At 44.9% G+C, this 23,039-nt stretch carries 24 protein-coding genes; 12 read left to right on the top strand and 12 right to left on the bottom strand.

Features of this window, described 5'->3' with window-relative positions; genetic code table 11:
* Window positions 1-166 precede the first annotated feature (166 nt).
* Both B9N89_RS18310 and B9N89_RS18305 read left to right on the top strand, forming a co-directional pair.
* A complete protein-coding gene (locus B9N89_RS18310; protein ID WP_132321331.1) occupies window positions 167-1,246 on the top strand; it encodes a transporter substrate-binding domain-containing protein in 1,080 nt (359 codons plus the stop codon).
* The gene (locus B9N89_RS18305) at window positions 1,201-1,740 is read left to right on the top strand and encodes a DUF4112 domain-containing protein (RefSeq protein ID WP_132321333.1); all 540 of its coding nucleotides are present in this window, start codon (window positions 1,201-1,203) and stop codon (window positions 1,738-1,740) included. The genes B9N89_RS18310 and B9N89_RS18305 overlap by 46 nt, the downstream gene beginning before the upstream one ends.
* Here the strand turns inward: B9N89_RS18305 and B9N89_RS18300 are convergent.
* Window positions 1,694-2,803 carry a mechanosensitive ion channel family protein gene (locus tag B9N89_RS18300; protein WP_200820742.1) on the bottom strand — a complete coding sequence of 370 codons (1,110 nt, stop codon included), beginning with the start codon at window positions 2,801-2,803 and terminating at the stop codon, window positions 1,694-1,696. The genes B9N89_RS18305 and B9N89_RS18300 overlap by 47 nt on opposite strands.
* A 251-nt stretch (window positions 2,804-3,054) precedes the next feature.
* Here B9N89_RS18300 and B9N89_RS18295 point away from each other — a divergent pair, with 251 nt between their 5' ends.
* Complete coding sequence (locus tag B9N89_RS18295; protein WP_132321335.1) at window positions 3,055-3,414, top strand: hypothetical protein; 360 nt, start codon at window positions 3,055-3,057, stop codon at window positions 3,412-3,414.
* Window positions 3,415-3,507: 93 nt separating this feature from the next.
* Window positions 3,508-4,206, top strand: coding sequence for an energy transducer TonB (locus B9N89_RS18290; RefSeq protein WP_132321337.1), 699 nt, complete (start codon window positions 3,508-3,510; stop codon window positions 4,204-4,206).
* On the opposite strand, the gene B9N89_RS18285 is transcribed toward B9N89_RS18290, so the two are convergent.
* Window positions 4,203-6,938, bottom strand: a complete 2,736-nt coding sequence (locus B9N89_RS18285; RefSeq protein ID WP_132321339.1) for a TonB-dependent receptor plug domain-containing protein — start codon at window positions 6,936-6,938, stop codon at window positions 4,203-4,205. The two genes, B9N89_RS18290 and B9N89_RS18285, sit on opposite strands and share 4 nt — an antisense overlap.
* Before the next feature lie 471 nt (window positions 6,939-7,409).
* On the opposite strand from B9N89_RS18285, the gene B9N89_RS18280 reads away from it, so the two are divergent.
* Both B9N89_RS18280 and B9N89_RS18275 read left to right on the top strand, forming a co-directional pair.
* Window positions 7,410-7,706, top strand: coding sequence for an RNA recognition motif domain-containing protein (locus B9N89_RS18280; protein WP_132321341.1), 297 nt, complete (start codon window positions 7,410-7,412; stop codon window positions 7,704-7,706).
* 249 nt (window positions 7,707-7,955) lie between these two features.
* Window positions 7,956-8,240: a hypothetical protein gene (locus B9N89_RS18275; RefSeq protein ID WP_132321343.1), complete on the top strand. Its 285-nt coding sequence runs from the start codon at window positions 7,956-7,958 to the stop codon at window positions 8,238-8,240.
* A gap of 82 nt (window positions 8,241-8,322) precedes the next feature.
* Here the strand turns inward: B9N89_RS18275 and B9N89_RS18270 are convergent, their stop codons facing one another.
* Genes B9N89_RS18270 through B9N89_RS18260 form a run of 3 tightly spaced genes read right to left on the bottom strand, consistent with a single transcriptional unit; the run spans window position 8,323 to window position 10,230 of the window.
* Window positions 8,323-8,667, bottom strand: a complete 345-nt coding sequence (locus B9N89_RS18270) for a DUF427 domain-containing protein (RefSeq protein WP_132321345.1) — start codon at window positions 8,665-8,667, stop codon at window positions 8,323-8,325.
* On the bottom strand, window positions 8,664-9,434 hold the full coding sequence (locus B9N89_RS18265; protein ID WP_159455468.1) for a putative DNA-binding domain-containing protein: 771 nt from the start codon (window positions 9,432-9,434) through the stop codon (window positions 8,664-8,666). Before B9N89_RS18265 ends, B9N89_RS18270 begins: the two co-directional genes overlap by 4 nt.
* The gene (locus tag B9N89_RS18260; RefSeq protein ID WP_159455467.1) at window positions 9,418-10,230 is read right to left on the bottom strand and encodes an MbnB/TglH/ChrH family RiPP precursor modification enzyme; all 813 of its coding nucleotides are present in this window, start codon (window positions 10,228-10,230) and stop codon (window positions 9,418-9,420) included. Before B9N89_RS18260 ends, B9N89_RS18265 begins: the two co-directional genes overlap by 17 nt.
* Before the next feature lie 227 nt (window positions 10,231-10,457).
* On the opposite strand from B9N89_RS18260, the gene B9N89_RS18255 reads away from it, so the two are divergent.
* Window positions 10,458-11,072: a YitT family protein gene (locus tag B9N89_RS18255; protein WP_132321351.1), complete on the top strand. Its 615-nt coding sequence runs from the start codon at window positions 10,458-10,460 to the stop codon at window positions 11,070-11,072.
* A 17-nt stretch (window positions 11,073-11,089) separates the two neighbouring features.
* Here B9N89_RS18255 and B9N89_RS18250 read toward each other — a convergent pair whose 3' ends face one another.
* The 4 genes from B9N89_RS18250 to B9N89_RS31440 form a co-directional block, all read right to left on the bottom strand.
* Window positions 11,090-11,590, bottom strand: a complete 501-nt coding sequence (locus B9N89_RS18250) for a hypothetical protein (RefSeq protein WP_132321353.1) — start codon at window positions 11,588-11,590, stop codon at window positions 11,090-11,092.
* Between the two features lie 105 nt (window positions 11,591-11,695).
* A complete protein-coding gene (locus tag B9N89_RS18245; RefSeq protein ID WP_132321355.1) occupies window positions 11,696-12,070 on the bottom strand; it encodes a hypothetical protein in 375 nt (124 codons plus the stop codon).
* Between the two features lie 187 nt (window positions 12,071-12,257).
* The gene (locus tag B9N89_RS18240) at window positions 12,258-12,992 is read right to left on the bottom strand and encodes a hypothetical protein (RefSeq protein WP_132321357.1); all 735 of its coding nucleotides are present in this window, start codon (window positions 12,990-12,992) and stop codon (window positions 12,258-12,260) included.
* Window positions 12,993-13,148: 156 nt separating this feature from the next.
* Window positions 13,149-13,313 carry a hypothetical protein gene (locus B9N89_RS31440; RefSeq protein ID WP_159455466.1) on the bottom strand — a complete coding sequence of 55 codons (165 nt, stop codon included), beginning with the start codon at window positions 13,311-13,313 and terminating at the stop codon, window positions 13,149-13,151.
* Window positions 13,314-13,507: 194 nt separating this feature from the next.
* On the opposite strand from B9N89_RS31440, the gene B9N89_RS18235 reads away from it, so the two are divergent.
* The 4 genes from B9N89_RS18235 to B9N89_RS18220 all read left to right on the top strand — a co-directional run bounded on the left by B9N89_RS18235 (window position 13,508) and on the right by B9N89_RS18220 (window position 18,451).
* On the top strand, window positions 13,508-14,746 hold the full coding sequence (locus tag B9N89_RS18235) for an acetate kinase (protein WP_132321359.1): 1,239 nt from the start codon (window positions 13,508-13,510) through the stop codon (window positions 14,744-14,746).
* 21 nt (window positions 14,747-14,767) lie between these two features.
* Window positions 14,768-15,241 carry a GyrI-like domain-containing protein gene (locus B9N89_RS18230; protein ID WP_159455465.1) on the top strand — a complete coding sequence of 158 codons (474 nt, stop codon included), beginning with the start codon at window positions 14,768-14,770 and terminating at the stop codon, window positions 15,239-15,241.
* Window positions 15,242-15,244: 3 nt separating this feature from the next.
* Entirely contained in the window at window positions 15,245-17,356 is a 2,112-nt protein-coding gene (locus tag B9N89_RS18225) for a response regulator (protein ID WP_132321363.1), read from the top strand.
* A gap of 96 nt (window positions 17,357-17,452) precedes the next feature.
* Complete coding sequence (locus B9N89_RS18220) at window positions 17,453-18,451, top strand: radical SAM protein (RefSeq protein ID WP_132321365.1); 999 nt, start codon at window positions 17,453-17,455, stop codon at window positions 18,449-18,451.
* Here B9N89_RS18220 and B9N89_RS31435 read toward each other — a convergent pair.
* Both B9N89_RS31435 and B9N89_RS18215 read right to left on the bottom strand, forming a co-directional pair.
* Window positions 18,441-18,608, bottom strand: a complete 168-nt coding sequence (locus tag B9N89_RS31435) for a hypothetical protein (protein WP_159455464.1) — start codon at window positions 18,606-18,608, stop codon at window positions 18,441-18,443. The two genes, B9N89_RS18220 and B9N89_RS31435, sit on opposite strands and share 11 nt — an antisense overlap.
* A 130-nt stretch (window positions 18,609-18,738) precedes the next feature.
* A complete protein-coding gene (locus tag B9N89_RS18215; RefSeq protein ID WP_159455463.1) occupies window positions 18,739-20,349 on the bottom strand; it encodes a CocE/NonD family hydrolase in 1,611 nt (536 codons plus the stop codon).
* A gap of 245 nt (window positions 20,350-20,594) precedes the next feature.
* Here B9N89_RS18215 and B9N89_RS18210 point away from each other — a divergent pair, with 245 nt between their 5' ends.
* Window positions 20,595-20,957, top strand: a complete 363-nt coding sequence (locus B9N89_RS18210; RefSeq protein ID WP_132321369.1) for a hypothetical protein — start codon at window positions 20,595-20,597, stop codon at window positions 20,955-20,957.
* Between the two features lie 38 nt (window positions 20,958-20,995).
* Here the strand turns inward: B9N89_RS18210 and B9N89_RS18205 are convergent, their stop codons facing one another.
* Complete coding sequence (locus B9N89_RS18205) at window positions 20,996-23,032, bottom strand: S9 family peptidase (RefSeq protein WP_132321371.1); 2,037 nt, start codon at window positions 23,030-23,032, stop codon at window positions 20,996-20,998.
* Between the last annotated feature and the right edge of the window lie 7 nt (window positions 23,033-23,039).

Below are 23,039 nucleotides of genomic sequence, written 5' to 3'. Positions count from 1 at the left end.
TCTAACCACAGCTCACATTCAAATCCAACAATTTGACATGAAACAATGGGTTGCTACAGCACGGGCACAACCTATTCCGAATACATGGACGATACAGAATTTTTGCAAGCCGTGTTAAAGTTCTGGGTGCGGCCTGTACCAAGTTCAATGATACTAGGGAATAACCATGATTCATCTGATTCTAGCCTTCTTTCTACTAACGACATGCCTAAGTACTCATGCGGCTGGAGAAAACAAGCCGGTGCTCGTTGTTGGGACAAAAGTATCCCCACCGTTTGTTGTTAAAAATGAGAATGGCAATTGGTCGGGGCTAAGTATCGACCTTTGGAAAAAAATCGCAAGAAACCTCGATCTGGAATACGAAATTAGAGAAAAAACCTTAGAAGAACTGGTATCAGATCTAGAAAACCAGAATATCGATATCGCCGTCGCCGCCCTTACTATGACTGAGAAAAGGGAAAGCCGTATTGATTTCACTCATCCCATCTATAGCTCTGGATATGCTATTGCAATCGATAAATCTGATCAGTCAATCATCTTGAGTCTTTTCTATAGCGTGCTATCGCTTGAATTCTTGGGAGCAGTCTTAGCCTTACTCTCAGTTTTGTTGCTCGCCGGTGCAGGCCTATGGCTCTTTGAAAGAAAGCACAATACCGAGCAATTCGGTGGAGGGGTGGTAAAAGGCTTAGGTAATGCTCTCTGGTGGTCGGCTGTAACGATGACAACAGTCGGTTATGGCGATCGCACACCTATAACATTTGGCGGCCGACTCGTCGCCATGGTCTGGATGTTTGCCAGCATCATCATCATCAGCGGCTTTACAGCAACTATTGCCGCCAGCTTGACGATTGACACACTTTCAAATCAAATTGCTAAGCTTGACGACCTCAAGCAACATAAGGTGGCTACCATTTCCGACTCAACAAGCGAAATTCTTCTGAAAAAAGCTGGCAATACCAAACTCGTTTATGTTGATAGCGTCACTCAAGGTCTACAGGCCATCCAAACCCAAGATGTCAAGGCCATGCTCTATGACGAGCCCATCTTGCGATTCTATTTAGAAAAACTCAACCTAACTCAAGACATGACAATCATTCCTAGTGAGGAACTAAAACAACAGTATGCGTTTGCCGTAAGAGCAGGCGATGAGCTACGGGAGAGAGTCAATCGTGAAATGCTCACCATCCTCCATGGTGATGCATGGCAGCAAACTATCAGACAGTATATTCCAGCAGAACAACATTGATCATAAACAGTAATATGCAGAAGGAACTCGATATGCCTGAATCTGAAGCTCGCAGCCTTGCCCGCATCCTAGACGCTAGCGTGAGAGTTCCCGGCACTCAAATATACTTTGGACTCGACTCAGTTTTGGGCCTTGTACCTGGAATCGGGGACTTATCCAGCGGCTTTCTTTCGACTTACATTATTGTTAGGGCTTATCAACGAGGAGTTCCTCGATCGACTCTCACTAGGATGATCTTAAATGTCATGTTCGATACCGCCCTTGGCACCATACCCATTATAGGTGACTTAGGAGATATATTCTGGAAAGCAAACACCAAAAATATTGAGCTTTGGCGTCGTGCCAAGGAGGATCATACTAGAGGAACAGGCGATATTATTTTTCTCGCTGCTCTCCTCATTAGCATTTTGGCATTCAGTATTCTTTGCGCTTATCTGACCACCAAAGTTATGTCCTATCTTGCATCTCAGATGGGTTTCTATCCGGGGCGTTAAGCGACTTTTCCCAAGCAGGAAAATCTATGGTTCGAGTCGGGAAAGCAAAACTTATACCAGCATCAATGAAGCGTCGTCTCAGTTCGAAATTGATTTTCTGCTGAGTATCCATATAAGTGTTATAGTCGGGATTCAAGACATAATAGACCACTTCAAAATCCAACGAAAAGTCGCCAAACTGTTGAAAGTGCGCTCGATCGAAACGAGTCCCCTCAACTTCATCAATGATCGACTTCACAGTGGATGGAATATCTTCAAGTTGAGATTGATCGGTGTCATAGGTGACTCCAAACTTAAATACGATGCGACGCTCTCGCATCTTCTTGTAATTTCGAATCCTGGAGTTGATAAGGTCGCTATTTGAAAAGATCAGAAGCTCTCCCCCTAAACTTCTGATGCGAGTCGTCTTGAGCCCAACCCGTTCTACTGTCCCAAGAAAGTCACCCAGGATAACGAAGTCTCCGATTTCGAAAGGCTTGTCCAAACCGATTGCAAATGAGGCGAAAACATCTCCTAAAACAGTTTGCAGAGCGAGACCAATGGCAATACCACCAACCCCTAAACCAGCGATGAGAGTCGCAACATTAAACCCAAAATTGTCAAAAAGAATCAGAAACGCCAGGGCCCAGACGAAAATGACCATAATAGATGCAAGGTTTTGGTTGATAGCTGTCATGTGGCCATCGCTATCACGCCCAAGAGAACTTTTGGACACAGAAAACCGTATAAGTTTCGAGCTAATAATCAGTATCTGTATCAATATCAACGAGGTCGACACCAAGTTAATGACAAATTGCACCCGCTCTGGCAATGGAAAGCTATTGGTAGCTAGCATTGCTGCGAGCACAAAGTAGAACCAGCGATAAAATCGAATCGAGCGATTGCGAATGAGATCTTTAAAGCTCTCGTCCGGAACAATCTTCTGCAGCAGATTCAGCAGAGCACGTATGATCATCGGCGCTAGAATTACAATCGAGAGAAAAAGGCTTGCTGATATGAGATAGTCAGAGACAGGGATTGACCAAAGCTTTTGGTCCAACAGTTCTGATAATGGCTGCAACATAAATCTCCAAGGATTCTGGGTTTATACAACATCTTTTTTGGGACTTCATTTCGATATACTTGCCGCATTCAACCTTGCATCGCCTATCCTTTGAATCAAGACAATAATTCTTGCAGCTAGCTCTCATCACACTGGTTCGAGCCATATAAATAGGGTAGGATAAGAAAATTTATTCCCAATTTATATTGACAAAACTATTTCCAGGTTCAATAGCAAGTGCCGGCACTTGAATCGTTTTAGTTGGAGGTCGTGTGTTCAAACCTTTTTTATTTTCGCTACTAGTTGCCATATTGCCGCTATCAGCCTCTGGTAGCGGATCAGATACCGTATTCGCGAAGTTCCAAAATTACTATGTCAGCGCAGATATGACCCAGGCTCTAAGCCATCCAACTATTAGCCAATTTGTGGAAGCCGAGCAGGTCACCGAGATTCTAGTGGTAAAAGTCAGCATGGAAGATTATCAGACGGCTTTGGAGCTTCTCAACACGACGGACTCCAAAGTGGGGGTTACTCTTGGAAACGGTGAAGACCTTTGCTTTACATGGGAGCCCGGGTACGAGCTATTTCACGGGGTGGATCAAAACGGCCAGCACTATATCTTGAGCCCATGAGACGCGGGCTCTTCTCCCTAATTTAAAGCCGCTTGCAATATCTGCATCGGCTCCGTGTCTAAGGACAAAACTTAGATCTTAGCGGAGCCCTCAATGCGCACTATTTGGCTTGCCCTGATGCCCATGCTGTTTTCGTCTTGCATGCATAAGAAGAACTTCTACTACTATGCAATTGATACTCACCTGACCCCAAAACGAGTCTATTCTGTCAATTTTTCATGGCCTGATTTTGAATCAAATTTTCAAGTTCGCACGGATCGCAGCTGCGTCTATCATGTCTTCGACTTCAACATTAGTCCAGATGGGCTCCCTTTTAATATTTCTCCTGTTGCATGGTCAAGTGACACCCTCCAGACACAAAGTCAGGCGGCGCTGAAAAAATGGCAATTCCCACAGAGCGACATGCCCATCAGACAAGCACGGGCAGGCTTTATCTACAATCACCACAATCAAGTGACTGCATTCATGTTCAATCGCCAAAGCCCGATCTATCATGGCAGCGCTAGTCCAACTGCACCATTGGAAAGCATTCGACCACTCAATTGGCAGACCAACTTTCACGATGGAGAAGTCCAGGATCAATTGAGTGGCTTCGTTGATGTAAGCTTCACCATCAACAACGATGGCCGTGTTGATCAACCTAAAATCATCAATGCATTTCCCCCAGGTCTCTATGACGAGGCTGGACTAGCAACCGTGAGTCATTGGACTTTCCCTGCCCTACAAAAGCAGCAAAGCGGTATCGTGAGAATTTCATACCTGATCGATGGCCCCAACTCTTGCACTTATTAAAAACGTTGGGTTAACCTTAAGAAAACGCTTCTTCCCGCATAAGAGTAGAGACTCGTCGAGATGGTATCTTCTTCACCGATACTACTAAAGGCAGTATTGGTGCCTCCTATGGTGTTGAGGAGGTTATTGACACCAATCTGAAGGTGACCACTATCTGGAAACTCAAGCCGGTAGGAAACATCATACTCCTTGTAGTCACCGACACTTGTGCCAAGGGATGTATCACTTGCCAATAAAGGGTCTTGCGACTGAGCCGCAATCACCTGAACGCCTAGATATAAGGAATGTCTGCCCCAATTACCAGTAAATCTATGATTCATTCGCCAAGCTGGAAAATCATAGTAGCCCACTTGCTCTCTGAGGTCCCCATCATCAGATTCCCGGATTTTATGACTTAAGGTTCTAAAGTAGTCTGAGAGCCATCGGATGCCCCAAGGCCCCCACCGTTCTTCAAAAGTCAAGCGTCCGGCAATAGCTTGAACACGACGTTCCCCCAGGTTTCGATAGGGCAAGCTGATCGACGAAATAACGCCATTTTCATCAACAAGGATTTCATTTTCATCGATGACACCACCATCGGTGCTGCCTGGATTCTCTTCATACCAACGGTTGACGATACTTTGTACGCTATCTTGCTGGTAGGTATCTTGAAGTCTCAAAAGGTAGTAATCGACAAGTAAAGCGATACTCTTGGTTGGTTCAACAAGTAGACCAGCAATATAGTTTCTACCTGTTTCTGGTTTTAGATTTTTATTTCGAGGAATATTCACTTTCAAAGTCTTGCTTGGGGCTTCCGGATCGCAAAAGCGATTGTTTTGCTGCTCCACCTGGCACCAGTAATCGTCGTTAATGGTAATAAACTGACCAACTCCCTTTTGATGGATAAAGGGTAATGGAGGGGCTCTAAAACTTGTTCCATAGCGCGCCCTGATCCCCAAGAAAGGCAACACACTCCACTTTGATCCCATTCCATAGTTGAATGTCGAACCGATGTCAGAATATCGATCCCAGCGGAATGAGCTATCCACCTCAATGGATTGACTAGCCCCCCAAAGGAGTTCAGCGAAGACTGCTTGATTTTCTCGATCTCCCTCGCCTTCTTCAGTAAATGTCCCAGTATAAAGCGGTTGATCCAGAGTGTTGAACTCTTTGTCATTGTCATCTGGAGTTTGCCTAAAACCCTCTATCCCGAAGAAAGCACCCGCCCCGACAGATAAAGGCTGCCCCCAAGGACTTTGAAACAGGGAATGGGCAAAGAAATCCCAGGTGCTTGCGCTACTCTCCATGGAGCTTTCCAGATCCCGAAAGGCAGCTAAAAAAGCAACAGAATCACGGTTTGGATCCAATGGGTTGTAGAGCGGATCCTGACCTAAGCTATTACTTTCATTATAAAACAGGTTGGCAATGGTCTCGTTTGCAAAGATATTCTTTCCCTCGCGACTACCATCGAATCGTTGATATCCAATCGTCGTGTTAAACTCCCAATCATCGTAGAACCCCTCCAAGGTCACTGCTAATGATGCTCGTTGACTACGATTTGTGTAACTCCGCTCCGGTTCTTCTGTCAGAGGGGCATAAATATAGAAGTAATCCCCTGGCTGATCCGCTGTTATAATACTCTGCTCCAGTGCCCGCTCTCGACTAACTAGCACAGGAAGAGCGTAAATCGGATCTTCTGAAATCACCATGAATTGACCCTGCTCAGTTTGGTTTTGAGAGTCGTGATAGCTCGCCCATGCTCGAAGGCTTAGTGAGTCGCTTACACTTGTTTCGAACTGAGCTGTCAGGAACTTTTCGTCTTTTTCTGGGATCAATTCGATATCAATGTCGCGCCTCAGGCCAGCACAGTAAACATCGTTTGGTTGCGATGGAACTGTGGCTACTCGATTAGAGTTCGGGCAGTTCGCACTTGTTTGCCAATTGCCATACTCAAGCCCTTCGGAACCATCAATTACAGGCTGATAGCTCCAAGTGCCCGGAGGTGGGTTGTAAACGGTGTATTGCCGGCTATCGTCTGCAAACGCTAGGTCTCGATCACGCTTTGATATAGAGCTACGTCGCCGAATTCCCAGACTGAGCACCAACCGAGACGATCCTCCCCACGCTAGACCCTGACTTAATGCCAACTCCAATTCATCACCCCCGCCATCTTCCGTTTGGCTGAGAAATCCTGTCACTTCGGTTCCCGTGAAGTCTTTTTTTAAGACTACGTTTACAACTCCAGCTATCGCATCGGCACCGTAGACTGCGGAAGCTCCTCCAGAGAGAATTTCCACTCTCTCCACTAAGGCAAGAGGTATGTTATCCACGTTCACACTTTCCTCTCCGGGAACTTGAGGGAGCCGTTTACCATTCAAAAGAACCAGGGTTCGCGATGCACCTAGACCTAGGATGTCCAACCGTGATGCTCCGGCAGCAATCCTCGTGGAGTCCCCACTAAAATTTCCGCGTGGGCTAAGTAGTGCCGATTTTCGGAATATTTCTCCCAAACTGATCACCCCTGATGACTCCAACATATCCCGATCCAGCACCATCAAAGGGGAGCTCTGCTCTTGGTCAATTCTTTTGATCCGGCTGCCCAAAACATGGAGCCTTTCAGGATCGAGTTGCTCAATAAATTCTGGTTCCTCAAGACGAGGGGCAGACTCCTCTGGTGGCTTAGCATTGGTGGCAGAACTTGGAATAGAGACGATAAGACCAATCCCATAGCGGACTAACGTGCGAACCACCATCTCGTCACCTATCAACCTAGTTGTCGTATTGACTTAGATGGTAAGCCTTAGCGGTCGAATTTTAAATAGGAAAATAGGCGACTAGAAGAAGTGAAACGATCCGGGGTGAAGCAGTCGCACTCAGAAGCCCGGCATAACTACCCAGCCTCGATGACAAAAAGAAGCCGTAATCGCAAAAAAAATTTTTCCTACATCGATTTTAAATTCAAACAAAAGACTCGCTAATTAGGGAGGGGTTTCCTTAGCTTAGAAGTACCCTCTGGGGCCCTTGGAAGGCCAATAACCATGTCATTGAAACCAGGCTACCGCTCAAGGAATGCTTTTTAGTTGCTCTCAAACGTTATATCATGTAACGGTCCTTTAGGGTCTCTATATTATAGAAAAACCCATTTGGGGCGCAAACAGTGGATTTCCCCGTTTGTGCAGAGGTTATCGAGCATCATCATGGTGCGCTAAGTTAAGAGTTTTTTTATGAGTAAGAAAGTTTTCGTTGGTGGAATTAGTTGGAACACTGATAACGAAGGTCTACGTGAGGCATTCGAGAGATTCGGTGAAGTCGTGGATGCAAAAGTCATCACTGACCGGGAAACAGGCCGATCTCGTGGATTCGGTTTCGTAACGTTCGCAGAAGCTGATGCCGCATCACAAGCCATTGCTGAGATGGATGGTCAGAGCCTTGATGGCAGAACAGTCAAGGTGAACGAAGCCCAGGACAAGCCTCGTGACAACCGAGGTGGAGGCCCTCGCGGCGGCGGAAACCGTTGGTAAGCATACTAAACCAGCATTAAGGTGCTGGTTTTTTTATATATGCCCCCTATTTAAATCTAGACTTAATCAGCAAACCATGTTTTGACTGCATTAGTCTGTCTGTGTCTGCTCGTGATATACTGCTTCCTCAGAAGTTAGACGTCGCAAGCATCCAGCTTCATATTACTGAAAATATTAGACTTTTGATTCAGCTTCAAGCTCCAGCCTAGGACTGCCGATATTTCGTATTTACGCGCCTAGTAGGTACCTATGCTTCAGTTTATTAAAAGACTATTTACTTCAGACCAAAGCAATCCTGGTCAAAACCCAGACTTTATTAGATTGGTTCAAATGACGAGAGATGACCCCTCGTTCCGAGCAACTATCGAGCAAGTCGTCAACCTACCGAGCACTAATCGAAACGTGTTCCTAGACCAGAGGATAGCAACCTTAAGGGCCAAGAGTGCCCCCGCTGAACATATACATATCTTTGCTTGTTTGAAAGATGATAAGATTTGCGAGCAACTCAGAGCAATAAGCCTTAATCAAGACTAGTGCCTAGTCAAGTTGAAGCCTCGGCGTTGTTAACTTTGTCACCTAGCCGAGAATTCAACTTGACTAGGCAATAGATTCCGCATCAACGCCGGGAGAGTTTGGAACGTCCCAGCCATCGCCATCCAGCTCGAACTTTAACCTTGCTAGAGAAACAGATTAAGTCTTGGATCTGCTTCGCTTCGTGTTTCGTTTCTATGTACTTCCAAGCCAGCTCAGGGTAAGACTCGCCGTCTATGACAACATCAAAGTAGTGTGACATTCCTTTCCATATGCAGAGATGCTCCTGATGTTTTTCTGTAAAAAACCTCATGGCAACATCACCTGGAGGAAAATAGACTTGTCCCCCTAGTTTAACCGTCTCGGTAGAGTCAGCCAAACAGCGATGACCTAAGTAAGCACGAACTGTTCGCGCGACAAGATTCTTCATGGCGACTCCACAATTAGATTGTGGCTAACCATCGCCGAGAGAACTCTGGTCACTTCATCGGCGGAACATTTCTGATCTTCCAAAGTCTCTAGGGCTACTTGCACTGAGGCACGCTGCAAAAGAGATTCGGCGAAGTCATTAAATTCAATAGACAGAGGCAAAACCCCTGGTTGATCCTTAACTCTAGCAAATGCTAACCCGAGGCAAGTTTCTTGATCACTAACTCCGAATAGCTTTGCCCATGGCAAGGGATGGCCGGCCTCAAGGAGCGCGCAACCTGACCGCAGGAAGACATGATCCAAGTCTTCCTGATTCCTGTACAGAGGCCTTGTGTCATGACCATTGAGTGCCCATGTGAGGTGCCAGTAGCGAATGGTGACCGAAACCCAGTCAGCGAGTTGACTTAAACCAGAATTTTCTCCTAAACTTCTTATATAGTTAGGGAAGTTGTCATATACATAGTCCAGCTGGGAATTTTCGCAAGGGTACTGAATCAAGTAATCCCGCAGCAAAAGCCACAGCTCATCACCTTCCACAACCCTCACCAAGGGAGCAAGTATTCCTTCCTTGGCGACGCTTACAAGCCTTGCGTAGTAGTCACTGCGATAAATATCGAGTCGATGAGGCTGTGAGGTCAGCGAGATCCCAGCATCTTTCAGGCCTTGCTCTATCACGTGGTTTGGCTCACTGGGATCTGACTGAATTGCAGCCACAAGAGCTTCTTGCTGCCTCTTCAGTTGCTTTAGGCTATCATCCAAGCTGAACATATGGCCTCCAATTTTCAGCAAGCTCTGACCAAGGTGCATCATCATCTCTCTCAAGGATAACCGGATGACTACCAACAGCTCTCCAAGCTTCCTTCAAAACCTGCCAAACATCAGTTTTGATGATCTGATCGTGGGAGTCAAACAGATAGTCCGTGAAGTCTTGATGCCCTGCGATATGATATTGGGTAACCATGGAGGGCTCAAGTTGCTTCAGTTCGTCCTGCCATGAAAATCCCTCATTCCGTGACGATACATAGAGGTTATTGACATCAAGAAGTATCCCACAACCAGTTGATCGGCTGACCTCTACGAGAAACTCTATTTCACCCATTTCATCAGATTCGTAACTAATATAACGGGAGACATTTTCTATAGAGAAGCGTCTATCCAAATAGTCTTGTAGATAGTCTAATTTCTTTTTCATAATTGCTAAGGATGATTGATTCCTAGGAAGCGGTAGAAGATCAAACGCATAACGCTGCCCAACCCCAATGAAGCAGCAATGGTCCGATATAATCTTCGGCTGGAACCTTTGTAAGAACCCCTTTAAACGCTTTAGATAGGCATCATCGAAGGGCTCTACACTCCCAATATTTAAGCCAACTCCATGGGCAAGCAGTGGGTAGATCTCTTTGAGGCTTTCAAGATGATCCAATGCTGGCCCTCCCTGATGAAAGAGATAATTGTCTGTGAGAATTTCCAGAAAGCAACCTAGTTTTTTCTTGCTCCAATCATCGTAATGCTGTGGCCGTAATCCTGCCCCCCAGTAGTCCTCAAGAAAATCTTGAAAGCTCACACGAACTCCCTTATTTGAAGTGGCTAAAACTACTCTATCGTGAAGGAGTAAGCCAATCAATCACAGTTAATGTTAAGCTTGCTCTAAGGCTATGGAATCAAACCTGAATGTGAGTTCAATATGCAAAACAACAATTGGTTGGTCGACCAACCTACGATTTCTTATTAATTTCACGCGCTAGAAAAGCTATATAACCGAGATCTGTTGCATTCTAAAGGAGAGTCCCTATGCTCCTGACTGTCAGGTCCGCACTAAAAGTACAGCTATATCAGTTTTTTAAGCTCATCGTTGGAGCCAGCATCATTGGTTACGTTGTAAACGCTGGCCTTGTGCCACATAAGCTTTTCGTTGGTGGCCTGCCCGCAGCAACAGTAGTACTTAGTGAGCTTTCAAACTTTGTTGCAGATCACTTAGGCTTGACGACATTTGTTATCGCTTTAATTCTGGCTTTGATACAAGGCCTTGTCATGGGTTTTAAAAGTAGTATCAAAAGCGCTATAGGTACAGTAGCTATGAGTCTTGCCATTAGTGCAGCGTCTTATTTGAAGCCGGCTCCTATATCCGATTCTATGTGGATTGCCTTGCCACTCAGTGCCATACTCCTTGGCCTGTCTGTGCACCTCATATTGGATTCAGGAAACTCTATTATTGGAACGGTAAGCCTTGCACAAATGATCCATTACTTTACCAAGGCTCCCATCCCTTTAGGAATGTTGCTGTGTGATGGCCTTATTATAGCATGTGGCGGCATCCTACTTGGCTGGACCCAAGCCCTCGTCTCACTTTTGGGGATCTTGTTACTGGTGGGAACCTTGAGACTCGTACAAGGCAGTCAAGGGTAAATTCCCAATTGGAGGGCTCAACGGTTATAAAGGCTGACCAACTTACTATAGTTGCTGTCGCATAAGATCTTTAGCTCTCGCAACTCCACATCGATTTCTTGAATTTTCAAATTGGTTGCTTCAATTTTCTGCTCGATAGACGCAAAAGCTTTTTCTGGTTCTGGAAGGCTTCGCAGAGTGAGAGGGTTTTTAACTTCCTTGAGGTTAGTGTTCCAGCGAAGAAGTTCAGATTCCTGCTTCACTTTTCTTTCTAGAACTTTTTTGTAGTCTTCGACACAGTTCATGAAGCTAACCGTTTCACTTATTCCATCTTTGCTAAGAAAACTCTTTTCATCATAGAGCTTATTTTTCTCTACATAATTTGAGAAGGTTCCAACAGTATTATCAATTTTCTCTACAGACCCTTCTTGAATGGAGCTATTAATCGAAGATAGATGCTGATAATATCCCTTCTCTTTATCTTCACAGGCCCCAAGCAAACTTCCTAACGCCAGCAGCGCTAAGATTCGTATCGCCATCATAGTCTCCCAATTAAAGCAGTTTTTCCCATAAAGCTTATTATAGAAAGATATGTGAGCTTGTTAGTGGAGAAATCTTGCCTAGAGTACCTCTCAAGAGGCTACTCACGGTGCTCGACGTTTTAAGTCAGACTGTTTGGAATAGATTGGAATGACGTTTTCATACTTTTCCAGTTCGGATGCTGGAATGAGTCGCATCGACTCTCGGAGTTCATCCTTCCTTCTCTCGTTTTCCAATACCTCAATTCGGAGTCGCTCTCGGAGTCGTTCTAACTCGGTTTCTAGGGACTGCGCAGTAATCCAAAGATGGTAGACCAGAAAGCAAAGAGTGCTGGCACCAATAGTGGCAATGAAAACCAAAAGCTTCTCAGATAGAGTTTGTGACGGAGCCACCCCAGCAACACATACCGAGATGACGATGATTTCGAGATAATATGATAAGAGCCATGATCTCAATGAGAACGATTTCGAATCCAGCATAGTGACCTCCCAGTGGCTACGTAAGGGAACGGCCAGGGAAGCCTCTCAATTAAGGTCAGGCCTTAAGCTAAGATTTCTAAGACTATTTCGAACGATCATTCTTTTTTACAAACAGAGGTCTGAAGGCAAAATAATGGGCCCGTTGGCCCAAAAACATCGGTTCAGCCGAAACCTTGACAAGGAATATCTACAGTCGCGAAAGAGTCAGTTGGCCAGGTTCAGATTGTTTTTGGTAGCCGACTGAAAGATTAAAACCAAGGGGACGTTTATTCGGAGCGGTACCGTCGTTGAGTGCCGTATAGCGAGCCTCATACATAGTTCCTTGCTCCAGCCTCAACGCAGAATAGAAAACACTATTGGCATGGATTTTTTGATAGTCATTGTCGCCTTCCAGACAGTGTTTCCCGACGAGGCTAGTTTCTACATTGCGCTCAAATTTAAACCCCTTACAGTATGCCTGAAGATGGCCATACTCGCGAGTTCCATTATAGGCGTTCAAATAAACAGAGTGACGTATGGTAAGAGAGTAGGATTCTTGAACATAGTCAAATTCTACGGCATCCGATTGGTTAACCATCATCTTGCCGAAGTGGTAATAGCCCCCAGCTTTATACTCAGCTGCTATGGAGCTTTCAGGACAACCTTTCTCTAAATATATCTTGATATGCTGCTGGAAGCGCTCACCATCGAAAGTCCAAATAACCTTCTGAGAATCGGTAAGCCCGCAATCCAGCATCCAGGTTCCTTCTAAACCCTTCTCAAAGGCTTCAAAATCGATTTTGCTGGAAGATTTTTCCTGACTTAGATCAGGTACGATTGCTTCCCTCTGCTCCACCTTGGACTCTACACAGCCACTCAAAAGCAAAAGGAAACTTACTGGTAAGACAATTTTCTGCAAACGTGCCGCTTCTGGAAATTTCATCTAAGCTCTCCATCAATTTTTTCCTCAAAAACTTTTAGCCCGATCGGTGGAAATCGTACGAAATCAAAACAAATTAATTTTTTGAAATAATTTCATAGATATAGATCGCTGGGTTTTGTAGGATTGACGGCTTCAAATAATCCTTTTCACAAAGAATTAGATGGTCCAAAGAAACGAGTCACGGCCAACATCTCGTAGCGTGTCGTGTAGCGATAGGCTTTCGTGAGTACTAAGCTTTACATTTGTTTGATCATTACTTAAGGTAGAACTATCCACCTTCACAAGCGCTTCGCGCTTTGACTCTAAGCATATTACTTTCATTTGTACCCCCTTGGTATTCAGTATCGGCCTAGGTATAGCCGAGCTCTAGAGTTTTTTGCTTCTAGGCAAAAACACCGAGGAATTCGAAGATATTTTAGTCAAGTCCCCTTCCAGCTGGTATATCAGAACGGTGGAAACTAATTTGCCTAGACTATAGTGCTAGGATGGATGGTACAGACATGTGAGGAGCGAACATGAATATCTTGGTTTTGAACTGCGGAAGCTCATCGCTAAAATTTCAGGTGATTAACGTAACCCAGGAAACCATTGACCAAAATGCTGAAGACTTACTCGCCAAGGGGGTAATTGAAAGAATTGGGAGCCAATCGCTCATCACTCTTAAGCCTACCGGTAGAAAAACACAGAAAAAAGCCCTGCCTTTTCGAAATCATGCCCAAGCAATCGACTTCGTCCTCAAGTGGCTCGTAAGCGAAGATAGTGACGTAACTGCTATTTCAAAACTAAGCGATATCCAGTCGGTGGGTCACCGTGTTGTGCATGGCGGCGAAAAATTTTCCAAGTCAGTTTTAATCAATGATGAGGTCATCGAGGGAATCGAAGATTGCATCGACCTCGCTCCACTTCACAACCCAGCAAATTTGGATGGTATAGCTGCAATCGAGCAGATTCTGGGCAAAGGGGTGCCCCAGGCTGCTGTTTTCGACACAGCCTTTCATTCCGAAATGCCCCAAGACAGTTATTTGTATCCGATTCCCTATCAATTCTATCGCCGCTATAAAATTCGCCGTTATGGTTTTCACGGCACCTCTCACAGGTACATCAGCTATCGTTATAGATTCCTTACTAATACACCAAAATCTGAAACCAATATCATTACCCTACATCTTGGCAATGGTTGCTCTGCCTGTGCAATCCGTGAGGGCAAATCAGCGGATACCTCCATGGGAATGACTCCTCTCGAAGGTCTCACCATGGGCACTCGCACCGGAGATATCGACCCAGCTATCCTTGAATACCTCCATTTAAAGGAGGGCATCACCTACTCCCATCTATTCAATATGCTGAACAAGCAGTCTGGGTTGCTAGGAATATCTGGATTGACCAACGACATGCGTGAGCTTCTCGAAGAGGAGGAAGAGAATCAGGATCGTCGGGCAAGCTTAGCAATTGATATATTCTGCCGTCGAGTGCGCAAATATATTGGAGCCTATCTTGCAAACATGAATGGTGCTGATGCAATCATCTTCTCTGGTGGCATTGGTGAGAATTCAGCCACGATTCGATCTCGCATTTGCCAAAACCTTTCTTGGTTTGGAGTTGCCATTGACGAGGAACGCAACCAATCGATGTCAGGTGGCAATGAAGGCATTATCTCGACATCGGACTCAAAAGTTAAGCTCGTTGTTATTCCGACTAACGAGGAACTATTAATTGCTAGAGACACATACCGATGTGTGGAAGGCATTATCTGATACTCAATGAGAGGGGGATCTATGACAAAGCTAGACGTAGAAAAATTCAGAGTTGTGGGAATTGCTGCCCGCACGAGCCATAGAACTGAAAACTCCAGCAAAGCCAAGATCCCTCATCTCTGGAAAAGATTTTTTGCAGAAAGGATTCTAGAAAAGATTCCTAATCGGGTAAACCCACAGAAAGTATTCGCCGTTTATACGGAGTATGATTCTGATGAATACGGGGAATATACTTTTATTTTGGGTACAGAAGTTTCAGAGTTCAGAAACATTCCCGAGGGTATGATCGGCAAGACCATCAAACAGGATAACTACGAAATGATTCAATCAGAAGATGGACCGTTTCGAGAAGTTGTCCCCAAGGTGTGGAAAAAGGTGTGGAAAAACGACAAGCTACGGGAAAAGCGAAAGTTTGAAACGGACTTCGAATCTTATGAAATTGGCGACCAAAATCAGAAGGGCACCGTAAAGCTTTTTGTCGGTGTAGCATCTTAATCTATGAGCGACCAACGAAAGCTACTGACAAAGTCGAAGGTCCTCGTTGTCGAAGAGACCAGCGAGTGGCGCTATAATATTCACAATGGCATTCGCAATCTTGGCTACCGTATGGTGGAGGGGGTTGCTAGCATTCGGGACGCACTCGACCGAATGGAGAACGAGCCCTTTGGCTGGATCTTTCTAACTCTAAATCCAGCCGATAACCCGAATCTATTTCATATCTTAGAGATGGTGAATCATTATCCAGAGCTGCGCCACCTGAAAGTTTCGGCTTTCGTAAAAGATCAAGACATTCTATATTTGAAGCAAGCCTTTGAAATGGGTTTGCTATCCTATCACAACTTTGGATTTAGTAAGGACGAGCTTGCTAAAAATCTAACCCCTCTCAACAGAAGACTGTCGCAACATAAGTGGGATACCATGTTTACTTCGGCAGAGTATATTCGTGACTATCTCACTTCCATGGAAGACTATCAGTCTCTTGTCAGTTTCGAGCGACGACTTATTAAAGTAAACCCAAATCACCCCGAGCTGTTAATTCATCTTGCAGAAGCTTTTGCTCTTCAAGAATCTTTCGACGACTGTGCCAGAGCCCTAAATCAGGCGAAGTTGATCGATCCCTCATTGGAAGCTATAGCAGACCCAGTCTATGAAAAATACCTTAGGGGTCGATCTCTAGGAGATAGTTCGGAGACAATAAATTTATTTAATATCAACACAGCTATGATCGTAGATTCTGATGAAGTTAATCACAACAGTCTAGATAGAATATTTCATAAAATCGGCTGTGAAAGAATTATTCATTGCTATGATGGAGAAGAAGCTCTCGATAAGATTATAGGATTCACACCAGACATTATTGTCTCCGAATGGAAACTTCCTAAGCTAAATGGACCTTTCTTTGTACAGAGAATCCGGGACAAGGGTCTTCACAATACCCCCATCCTAATCGTATCGTCCTTGGTGAATGACAGTGATCGTAATCTTATGTTGGAAATGGGAATCAGCAATGTCATTCCCAAACCTATGATTGAAACCGATTTCCTCAAGGCGCTTTCTTGGGTGATCCAGCAGGAGCAAAAGCCTACCGACTCATCGGTAATCGAATACAAGGTTGCAGTATTGTGTCACAATCGAAAGTTTAATGATGCTCGTCATGTGATTCAAGAAGCGAGTAGCAACCAGAATGTTAAGGAAGGTGCGATTCACTATATGAGAGCAGAACTAGCCTATGCCCAGAAAGACTATCGCAAAGCCAAGAATCATTTAATCAAGGCAGTTCAGCAGGGTAACCATACCACAAGAGTCTATAATCTCACCGGAAAAACACTGATCCAGTTGGATGACATCAGTACAGCACTCAAATGCTACGAAAAGGCAGATAGCCTCGCTCCCTACAACATCGTTCGACTCTGTGCCATTGCCGATGCCCAAGATAGCATTGGCGAGTCCGGACTGGCGAATCAAACATTATCCATGATCAAGAGCCTTGACCCTAGAAATCATCAGGTCATGATAACCGAGGCAAATTTCTCTTTAACCCGGGGCGCTATAAAAAAAGCTAAGCGGATCATGGCAAGTATGGAAAATCTAAGTGAGGTCTTCACGTTTATGAATAACCGCGGCGTCGCATTAGCTAAGCGTGGGAAAGTAAACGAATCGATTGAGTTCTATGAAAAAGCGATACTCGCCTTACCCGAGGAACGAACAGATATCACTGAGGCTATCCAATACAATTTGGCATTGGCCCATGTTCGACAAAAGAAATACAAAGACGCTCAAAAAATTCTCAGGTCTCTCAAGAACGCTACCCAAAAAAGAATTGCAGTCAAAGCTAAAAGAATGCTGGAAAGAATTGAAGACGCATTGAAGAAGGGCCAAGAGATTAGCCTCGACTCAACGAAAGACGACTCTGAAGAAAAATCGGTTGATATGCAAGACCATGTAGAAGAGAGGTTATCGTCATTCAAGATTCTACCTCCTGATCCAGGGGACGTTTGCTGCCACCTGATATTTTTCGACTCCTCTCCTGAAGTGGGTAAACGCTTTACCATTACTGGTCTCCCTCGGTTTCGCACCTATGGCTCCATCTCCAATCAGAAGACAGCTTAGCCAATCTCGCACGCCACTCGTCACAACTGGAATTTGTTAAGAGCTTTGCTAATTCACCAGCTAAGTGCTAACTCCTAATGGAAAGGAGATCAAGCCATGAGCGAAGAAAATTTCTGTCACGCCCCATTCAACCAAATGATGCTTTCTCCAACGGGTCAGTTGCACCCATGCTGCTACCATTTCGGCTATCGCATAGGCCAACATTCAGACTCGTTTGAACAAGTCTGGAACGGACCAAAAATTCGCAAACTTCGCCGGGAGTTCCTGGCTGGCAATCCACGAATTTGTCGATCGCGCATAGCAAACTTAAAGTGCCATGAGAATTTTGCAAGATATCAGGGACAAAGCCAACTATCAGAAATTCAAGAGTCTCCCCCGAAAAGACTCGATCTCAGGCTTAATGGAATGTGTAATCTGAAATGCGTGATGTGCGATGTCTGGCAACAGCCAAACGGCCTGTATAATGAGTCTTTTTTATGGCAAGAAGGCCCCCAGAAAATATTTCCTTTTTTAAGTGAAATCGAAGTTCTGGGTGGTGAGCCCTTTATCCAAGCAGATACCTTTCGTTTGATTCAGGAGATTCGATCGGTAAATGAACAATGTCGATTTTCATTTGTGACCAACAGTCAATTTAAAAACTGGATTCGTGTGAGGAAAAGCCTTGAAGGCATTCCCATCGACAAAATTCATATTAGTGTCGATGCTTGCAGCAAAACAACCTACGAGGCGATCCGAAAAGGTGGTGATTTTGAACTGCTCCTACAGAATCTTGAAAATTTCAAATCGCTCCGAGATCAAAAAGGATTTGATATCACAGCATCCATGTGCGTTCTCCAAACCAACGTCCACGAACTCGAAGCTTTCTATGATTTTTGCCAGTTGCACGGGTTTACAGCAGAGCTGCAGTTTGCATTCTATGACCCCTCTCAATCCTCGTCTCTTCTCCATTTGTCAAAGGAGAAAATGAAAAGCCTCTATTGTTGCTTGCAACAACAGAGGCCAAATGACAAAGACTATCAGTCGTATATCCAAGGAGTGACGCGACCCTTAGCCATTCATTTAGTGAAAATTGGTTTTAGCATCACTAACGAATGATTCGAATATGCTTGCGATGCCCACGGTGATGGTGGCGGTGATGACCATGTTTCTTTTTGACTATCACCGAATGTCCGTGATGGTGGCCTACAGGAATGTGGGTCACACAGCCTGTAAAAAGAGTGGCCGAAGCTAAAATAATGATAACTGCTTTCATCCTTTGATCCTCCTAAATAGTCTCATCAGGATTAGAGCAAGTCCCAGGCCACTATTATATTACTAAATATTAGATAGTTATGATTCAGTTCCGGGAACAGGTGCGACCATTAGGTCACACCTGTTTGGTCTCAATTTGGTTCTGGAAGGTGAACTTGTAATGATGCCATATCGCTATGAGCAATCTGAAAGCTGAACTGACCTCCTCCGGGACGACCATAGAGCGGGTCATAAGTATCTATAACAACTCCAAGCTTTCGGTTCGGCTTCACATCATAGCTAATCGCTGACAATTCCAGATCAATGGCCATGGTCTGGCCTAGCTGCAGATCTCTTAACGTTGTCACACCATGGGTAATCAACGTCCCCACACCCCACGGATCGACTTCATAGAGATAAGTGACAAGCTGAAGACTCTCGCTCATTGGCGTTAGAAGCATATCAACCCGAGGCACACCACGAATTGCTACGGATCGATTCACAGCTTGGCTATAGTAAACCGCACCATGCTTTTGATTGATCAATGGCAACCACTTTTTGACTTTTATCGGCGTGTGAGAATCGAGCACAGAGCTTAGTAGAGGGATGCCCGTAGAAGCTCCGGAATCCCAACCAGACTCGACGACTACCCCTGGGAGAGCATCATCTTCATAGCCGAGACCTGCCCTGATTTGGTTGACAGGCTCCAGATGCCATTCGCCTTTCTTTGCTCTAGCATCTGGTAGACGAGCATAAGACTCTCTCCCATCTTCCACTTGTAGTGTATAGGGAAGATCTTCACTCACTGTGAAAGATGGGTTTTCGAACCAATGATCAAACCAGTTGTGAACATCACTCCAGATTTCGCTTTCCAACCCGAAAATCCCCGGTACTTCTGCTGATGCATGAATTCCCTTGTTAAGATAGATCTTCTTAGTCGTCTCAAGTTTCGAGAAAAACTCCAGGGCCTGATTCGGCGGAAACAGATTATCTCGGTAGCTATTGGCCATAAACACAGGAGCTTTCCGCTTGTTGATCGACTCAATCATACGAACGACTGATCGAGCCCGTGCCCACTCCCTCGTGTACTCGACATTTTCCTGAACTTTCAGGTTATTATAGACCACCTGAAATTCTGGATCTAGGCGACCTGTAAGTTTTCCAGAACCGATAAGAAGATCAATCCAGACTTTTCGAGTGGTATCATTGCCATAAAGCGCCTTTTCCAAGTCAGCCCAACCGCTTAAGGCTGCTGTGGTAAAAATTCGCTCGTCTTGGGCTAAGGCTAGGAGCCCAATCCCACCACCATAGGATACGCCGACCATACCGATGCGACTAATGTCGACTCTAGTATTTGCTTCCATCCAATCGATAATTGATGACACATCACGGATATCGTCAGGACCAGCAGCTGAGGCAACGCCGCCTGAGCGCCCGAAGCCTCGTGTCGCATAGCTTAGAACGATATAGCCCTTTTCAGCAAATTTCTTCGCCTGAAGGATGTATTCGTACTCATTTAGTGTCCAAGAGTTGGCAAAAATCAAGGCCGGCCGATCCCCAGGAAAGAACTTTTCCTTGGGTTCATGAATCTGACTCACCAATTGGGTGCCGTCGAAGGTTTCAAGATAAAGATTAGATGTTGTTTCGTAGGTTTTTTCTGGCCACCACCAATCCAGTTCCGAACTGGCCTGCTCTTCCCTGCCACACGCAGAGATTGCCAAATAGACAATAGCAGATGATAACCATAATGCGGTAGATCGCATTGGCATTGCTCCTTCCATAGAATTCGTCGTTATTACATCCCCGTAACTTGCGGTTCCTCCGTATCTGAACGTTGACATTGGGCGTTTGTAGTCAGCTTGGCCCAGTTTTGCTCAAAAAATCAATTCGATATATCTTAATAAATTCATTCACTGACAGAATGATGGGGTTGCTTCCGACAACAATTGATTCGTTGCGAAATGTGCAGTAATGGACTAGGTTTGAGGTTCAAACTGGAGGTTCTAGGATGCAAAAATTTATCGCTATCACATTGGGCGGGCTTCTTTCCCAGGCGCTTTGGGCCGAGAACCCCCAAAACAAACAAGGGTTCGATACCACCCGAATGCTAAGCAACCAGGCTGTCGGGCATAACACAGACACCTATCCCAAAGGCAAGGTTGTCAAGACGATGAACGTAAGCGGCTACACATACTTTCAATTTTCTCAGAAGGGAGAATTGGTCTGGGCAGCGACAAGCGTGATGGATTTAAAGGAAGGTGACCAGGTCGTACTCATGAAGTCTTTTCCGATGACAGACTTCAAAAGCAAAACACTCAACCGTACCTTCGATAAAATACTTTTCGTTTCACAGCTAGACATCGTTAAATAAAATGGACTTGTAAGGCATCCTTGCGATGCCTTAGCTAACTATTTGATATTCTCCAAGACAAAAACCACTTCAAGAGCATAGTCTTTCCAATAGTCATATCGACCAGACGCTCCCCCATGCCCTGCCTCCATGTGGGTTTTCAAAAAGATCCTATTGCTACTGGTATTGTAAGATCGCAACTTAGCCACCCATTTAGTAGGCTCCCAATAAGTCACTCGAATATCGTGCAAACCCGAAATCACAAGCATCGCTGGGTAGGCTTGTTGCTTAACATTGTCGTAGGGGCTATAAGACTTGATATACTGGTAGTATTCGGACTCTTGGGGGTTGCCCCATTCATTGTACTCAATGGTTGTGAGAGGTAGGGAGTCATCTAACATAGTGGTGAGTACATCTACGAATGGCACCTCTGCGATCATCGCACCGAATAGATCGGGCCTCTGATTGGCAACCGCACCGATTAGCAGTCCACCAGCGGAACCTCCCTTTGCAATAAGTTTACCCGCAGCGGTATAACCTTTCTCAATCAAGCCTTCAGCAACAGCAATAAAATCTGAAAAACTAGCTTTCTTACTTAGAAGTTTGCCATCCAGATACCACTTGCGTCCCAGCTCCATTCCCCCTCGGACATGAGCAATGGCATAGACGATTCCACGATCCACATAGCTAAATCGCGACGACGAGAAGCTGGGTTCCATGCTTGAACCATAAGATCCATAGCCATAAAGATAAAGTCGATGAGAGCCATCAAGCTTTAAGCCCTTACGATATAGCAATGATACCGGAATTGCGGTTCCATCGCTGGCTTCAAAATAGATACGTTCAGTCTTATAATGACTGGGATCAAAGTTTGGATCAGGGATCTCCTGAATCTTCACCAACCGTTTGGACTGTTCTTTCATATTGTAATCATAGGTGCAGGCTGGCGACGACATGGATGAATGAACATAGCGTAACGTATCGCTTTGATACTCTCTTGGAGATATGGTTTCAAGCTCACATGGCTCTAAGCCATAATCAATAAAGAACTCCTCTTCACTCTCCTTCTCAATGATTCTAATACGAGGTAATGCTCTTTCCTTTTCCTGAATAACAATGTACTTGTCGTAGATCGTAATTGATTCCGTTAGGATAGCTGGCTCGTAAGGACGCCATAGATGCCAAGTATCTCGCTTCGTATCTTTATTTGTACAGGCGTAGAGAGCATAGTTTTCTGCTTTCCAATTTGACAAAACAAGAAATTGCCCTTCGTTATGAGTAACTTCATATTCATGGTCTGGCTCCCTGGCTTGAAACAAGGTAAATGTTATATCTTGTGCCGTATTAGGTGCAAAGAGTACTTCTGAAGAGTTATTGCCATGGAGACAGATAAACTTGTATTGCTTATCCTCAGACTCATCAAGCCAAACAAAAAACCCTGCGTCTTGCTCTTCATATACTAAATTATTCTTGTTGAAACGTTCGCCTACTTTTCCTTTGTAAACGAAAACAGGCCGCATCTTATCGTCTAGTGCTGTAAAGAGAAAGGATTGAGAATCAGACAGCCATTCGAAAGAACTGGAGGCAGAGTCGATGCCAAGTTCAAAAACATTTCCTGTTTCAAGATCTTTAATATAGATCTCATAAGCTTCCTGCCCCACAAAATCGACACCATAGGCAAGGTATTTGTGATCGGGGCTATTGGTAACAAAACTGAAATCGCAAAAGGATCGACCCTTCGCCAATTGGTTTTGATCGATCAAGATTTCCTCGGGACCATCAGCCGCCCCTACATTTCGGCAGTAAATAGGATACTGCTGCCCTTCCTCATAGCGATAGAAATACCAGTAGTTACCATCCTTCATCGGTGAACTCGAATCAGTCTCTTTGATTCGTCCTTTGAGTTCCTCGAATATGGTATTTTGAAGCTCTTCGGTATGCTTCATGCTTTCTTCTAGGAATGCATTTTCGTCTTCTAAATACTTGATGACCTCGGGGTTTTTGGCATCGTGCATCCAATAATAGGGGTCGCGCCGCTTGTCGTTATGGGTTTCGATCCAATGATCTTTGATCTTTGCTACAGGAGGCTTCGGCATAGCTTAA

This window comes from Pseudobacteriovorax antillogorgiicola, assembly GCF_900177345.1.
Lineage (GTDB): Bacteria > Bdellovibrionota_B > Oligoflexia > Oligoflexales > Oligoflexaceae > Pseudobacteriovorax > Pseudobacteriovorax antillogorgiicola.
This window is presented reverse-complemented; position numbering and strand designations above follow the sequence as displayed.

Bases quoted from the DNA above. Each gene is read 5' to 3' on its own strand.
- B9N89_RS18265 (WP_159455468.1), bottom strand. From the start codon at position 9,434: ATGTTCAGCTTGGATGATAGCCTAAAGCAACTGAAGAGGCAGCAAGAA.
- B9N89_RS18205 (WP_132321371.1), bottom strand. From the start codon at position 23,032: ATGCCGAAGCCTCCTGTAGCAAAGATCAAAGATCATTGGATCGAAACC.
- B9N89_RS18255 (WP_132321351.1), top strand. From the start codon at position 10,458: ATGCTCCTGACTGTCAGGTCCGCACTAAAAGTACAGCTATATCAGTTT.
- B9N89_RS18290 (WP_132321337.1), top strand. From the start codon at position 3,508: ATGCGCACTATTTGGCTTGCCCTGATGCCCATGCTGTTTTCGTCTTGC.
- B9N89_RS18305 (WP_132321333.1), top strand. From the start codon at position 1,201: ATGGCAGCAAACTATCAGACAGTATATTCCAGCAGAACAACATTGATC.
- B9N89_RS18250 (WP_132321353.1), bottom strand. From the start codon at position 11,590: ATGGCGATACGAATCTTAGCGCTGCTGGCGTTAGGAAGTTTGCTTGGG.
- B9N89_RS18215 (WP_159455463.1), bottom strand. From the start codon at position 20,349: ATGCGATCTACCGCATTATGGTTATCATCTGCTATTGTCTATTTGGCA.
- B9N89_RS31435 (WP_159455464.1), bottom strand. From the start codon at position 18,608: ATGAAAGCAGTTATCATTATTTTAGCTTCGGCCACTCTTTTTACAGGC.
- B9N89_RS18240 (WP_132321357.1), bottom strand. From the start codon at position 12,992: ATGAAATTTCCAGAAGCGGCACGTTTGCAGAAAATTGTCTTACCAGTA.
- B9N89_RS18270 (WP_132321345.1), bottom strand. From the start codon at position 8,667: ATGAAGAATCTTGTCGCGCGAACAGTTCGTGCTTACTTAGGTCATCGC.
- B9N89_RS18275 (WP_132321343.1), top strand. From the start codon at position 7,956: ATGCTTCAGTTTATTAAAAGACTATTTACTTCAGACCAAAGCAATCCT.
- B9N89_RS18235 (WP_132321359.1), top strand. From the start codon at position 13,508: ATGAATATCTTGGTTTTGAACTGCGGAAGCTCATCGCTAAAATTTCAG.
- B9N89_RS18310 (WP_132321331.1), top strand. From the start codon at position 167: ATGATTCATCTGATTCTAGCCTTCTTTCTACTAACGACATGCCTAAGT.
- B9N89_RS18285 (WP_132321339.1), bottom strand. From the start codon at position 6,938: ATGGTGGTTCGCACGTTAGTCCGCTATGGGATTGGTCTTATCGTCTCT.
- B9N89_RS18300 (WP_200820742.1), bottom strand. From the start codon at position 2,803: ATGTTGCAGCCATTATCAGAACTGTTGGACCAAAAGCTTTGGTCAATC.
- B9N89_RS18245 (WP_132321355.1), bottom strand. From the start codon at position 12,070: ATGCTGGATTCGAAATCGTTCTCATTGAGATCATGGCTCTTATCATAT.
- B9N89_RS18280 (WP_132321341.1), top strand. From the start codon at position 7,410: ATGAGTAAGAAAGTTTTCGTTGGTGGAATTAGTTGGAACACTGATAAC.
- B9N89_RS18220 (WP_132321365.1), top strand. From the start codon at position 17,453: ATGAGCGAAGAAAATTTCTGTCACGCCCCATTCAACCAAATGATGCTT.
- B9N89_RS18225 (WP_132321363.1), top strand. From the start codon at position 15,245: ATGAGCGACCAACGAAAGCTACTGACAAAGTCGAAGGTCCTCGTTGTC.
- B9N89_RS18210 (WP_132321369.1), top strand. From the start codon at position 20,595: ATGCAAAAATTTATCGCTATCACATTGGGCGGGCTTCTTTCCCAGGCG.
- B9N89_RS31440 (WP_159455466.1), bottom strand. From the start codon at position 13,313: ATGAAAGTAATATGCTTAGAGTCAAAGCGCGAAGCGCTTGTGAAGGTG.
- B9N89_RS18230 (WP_159455465.1), top strand. From the start codon at position 14,768: ATGACAAAGCTAGACGTAGAAAAATTCAGAGTTGTGGGAATTGCTGCC.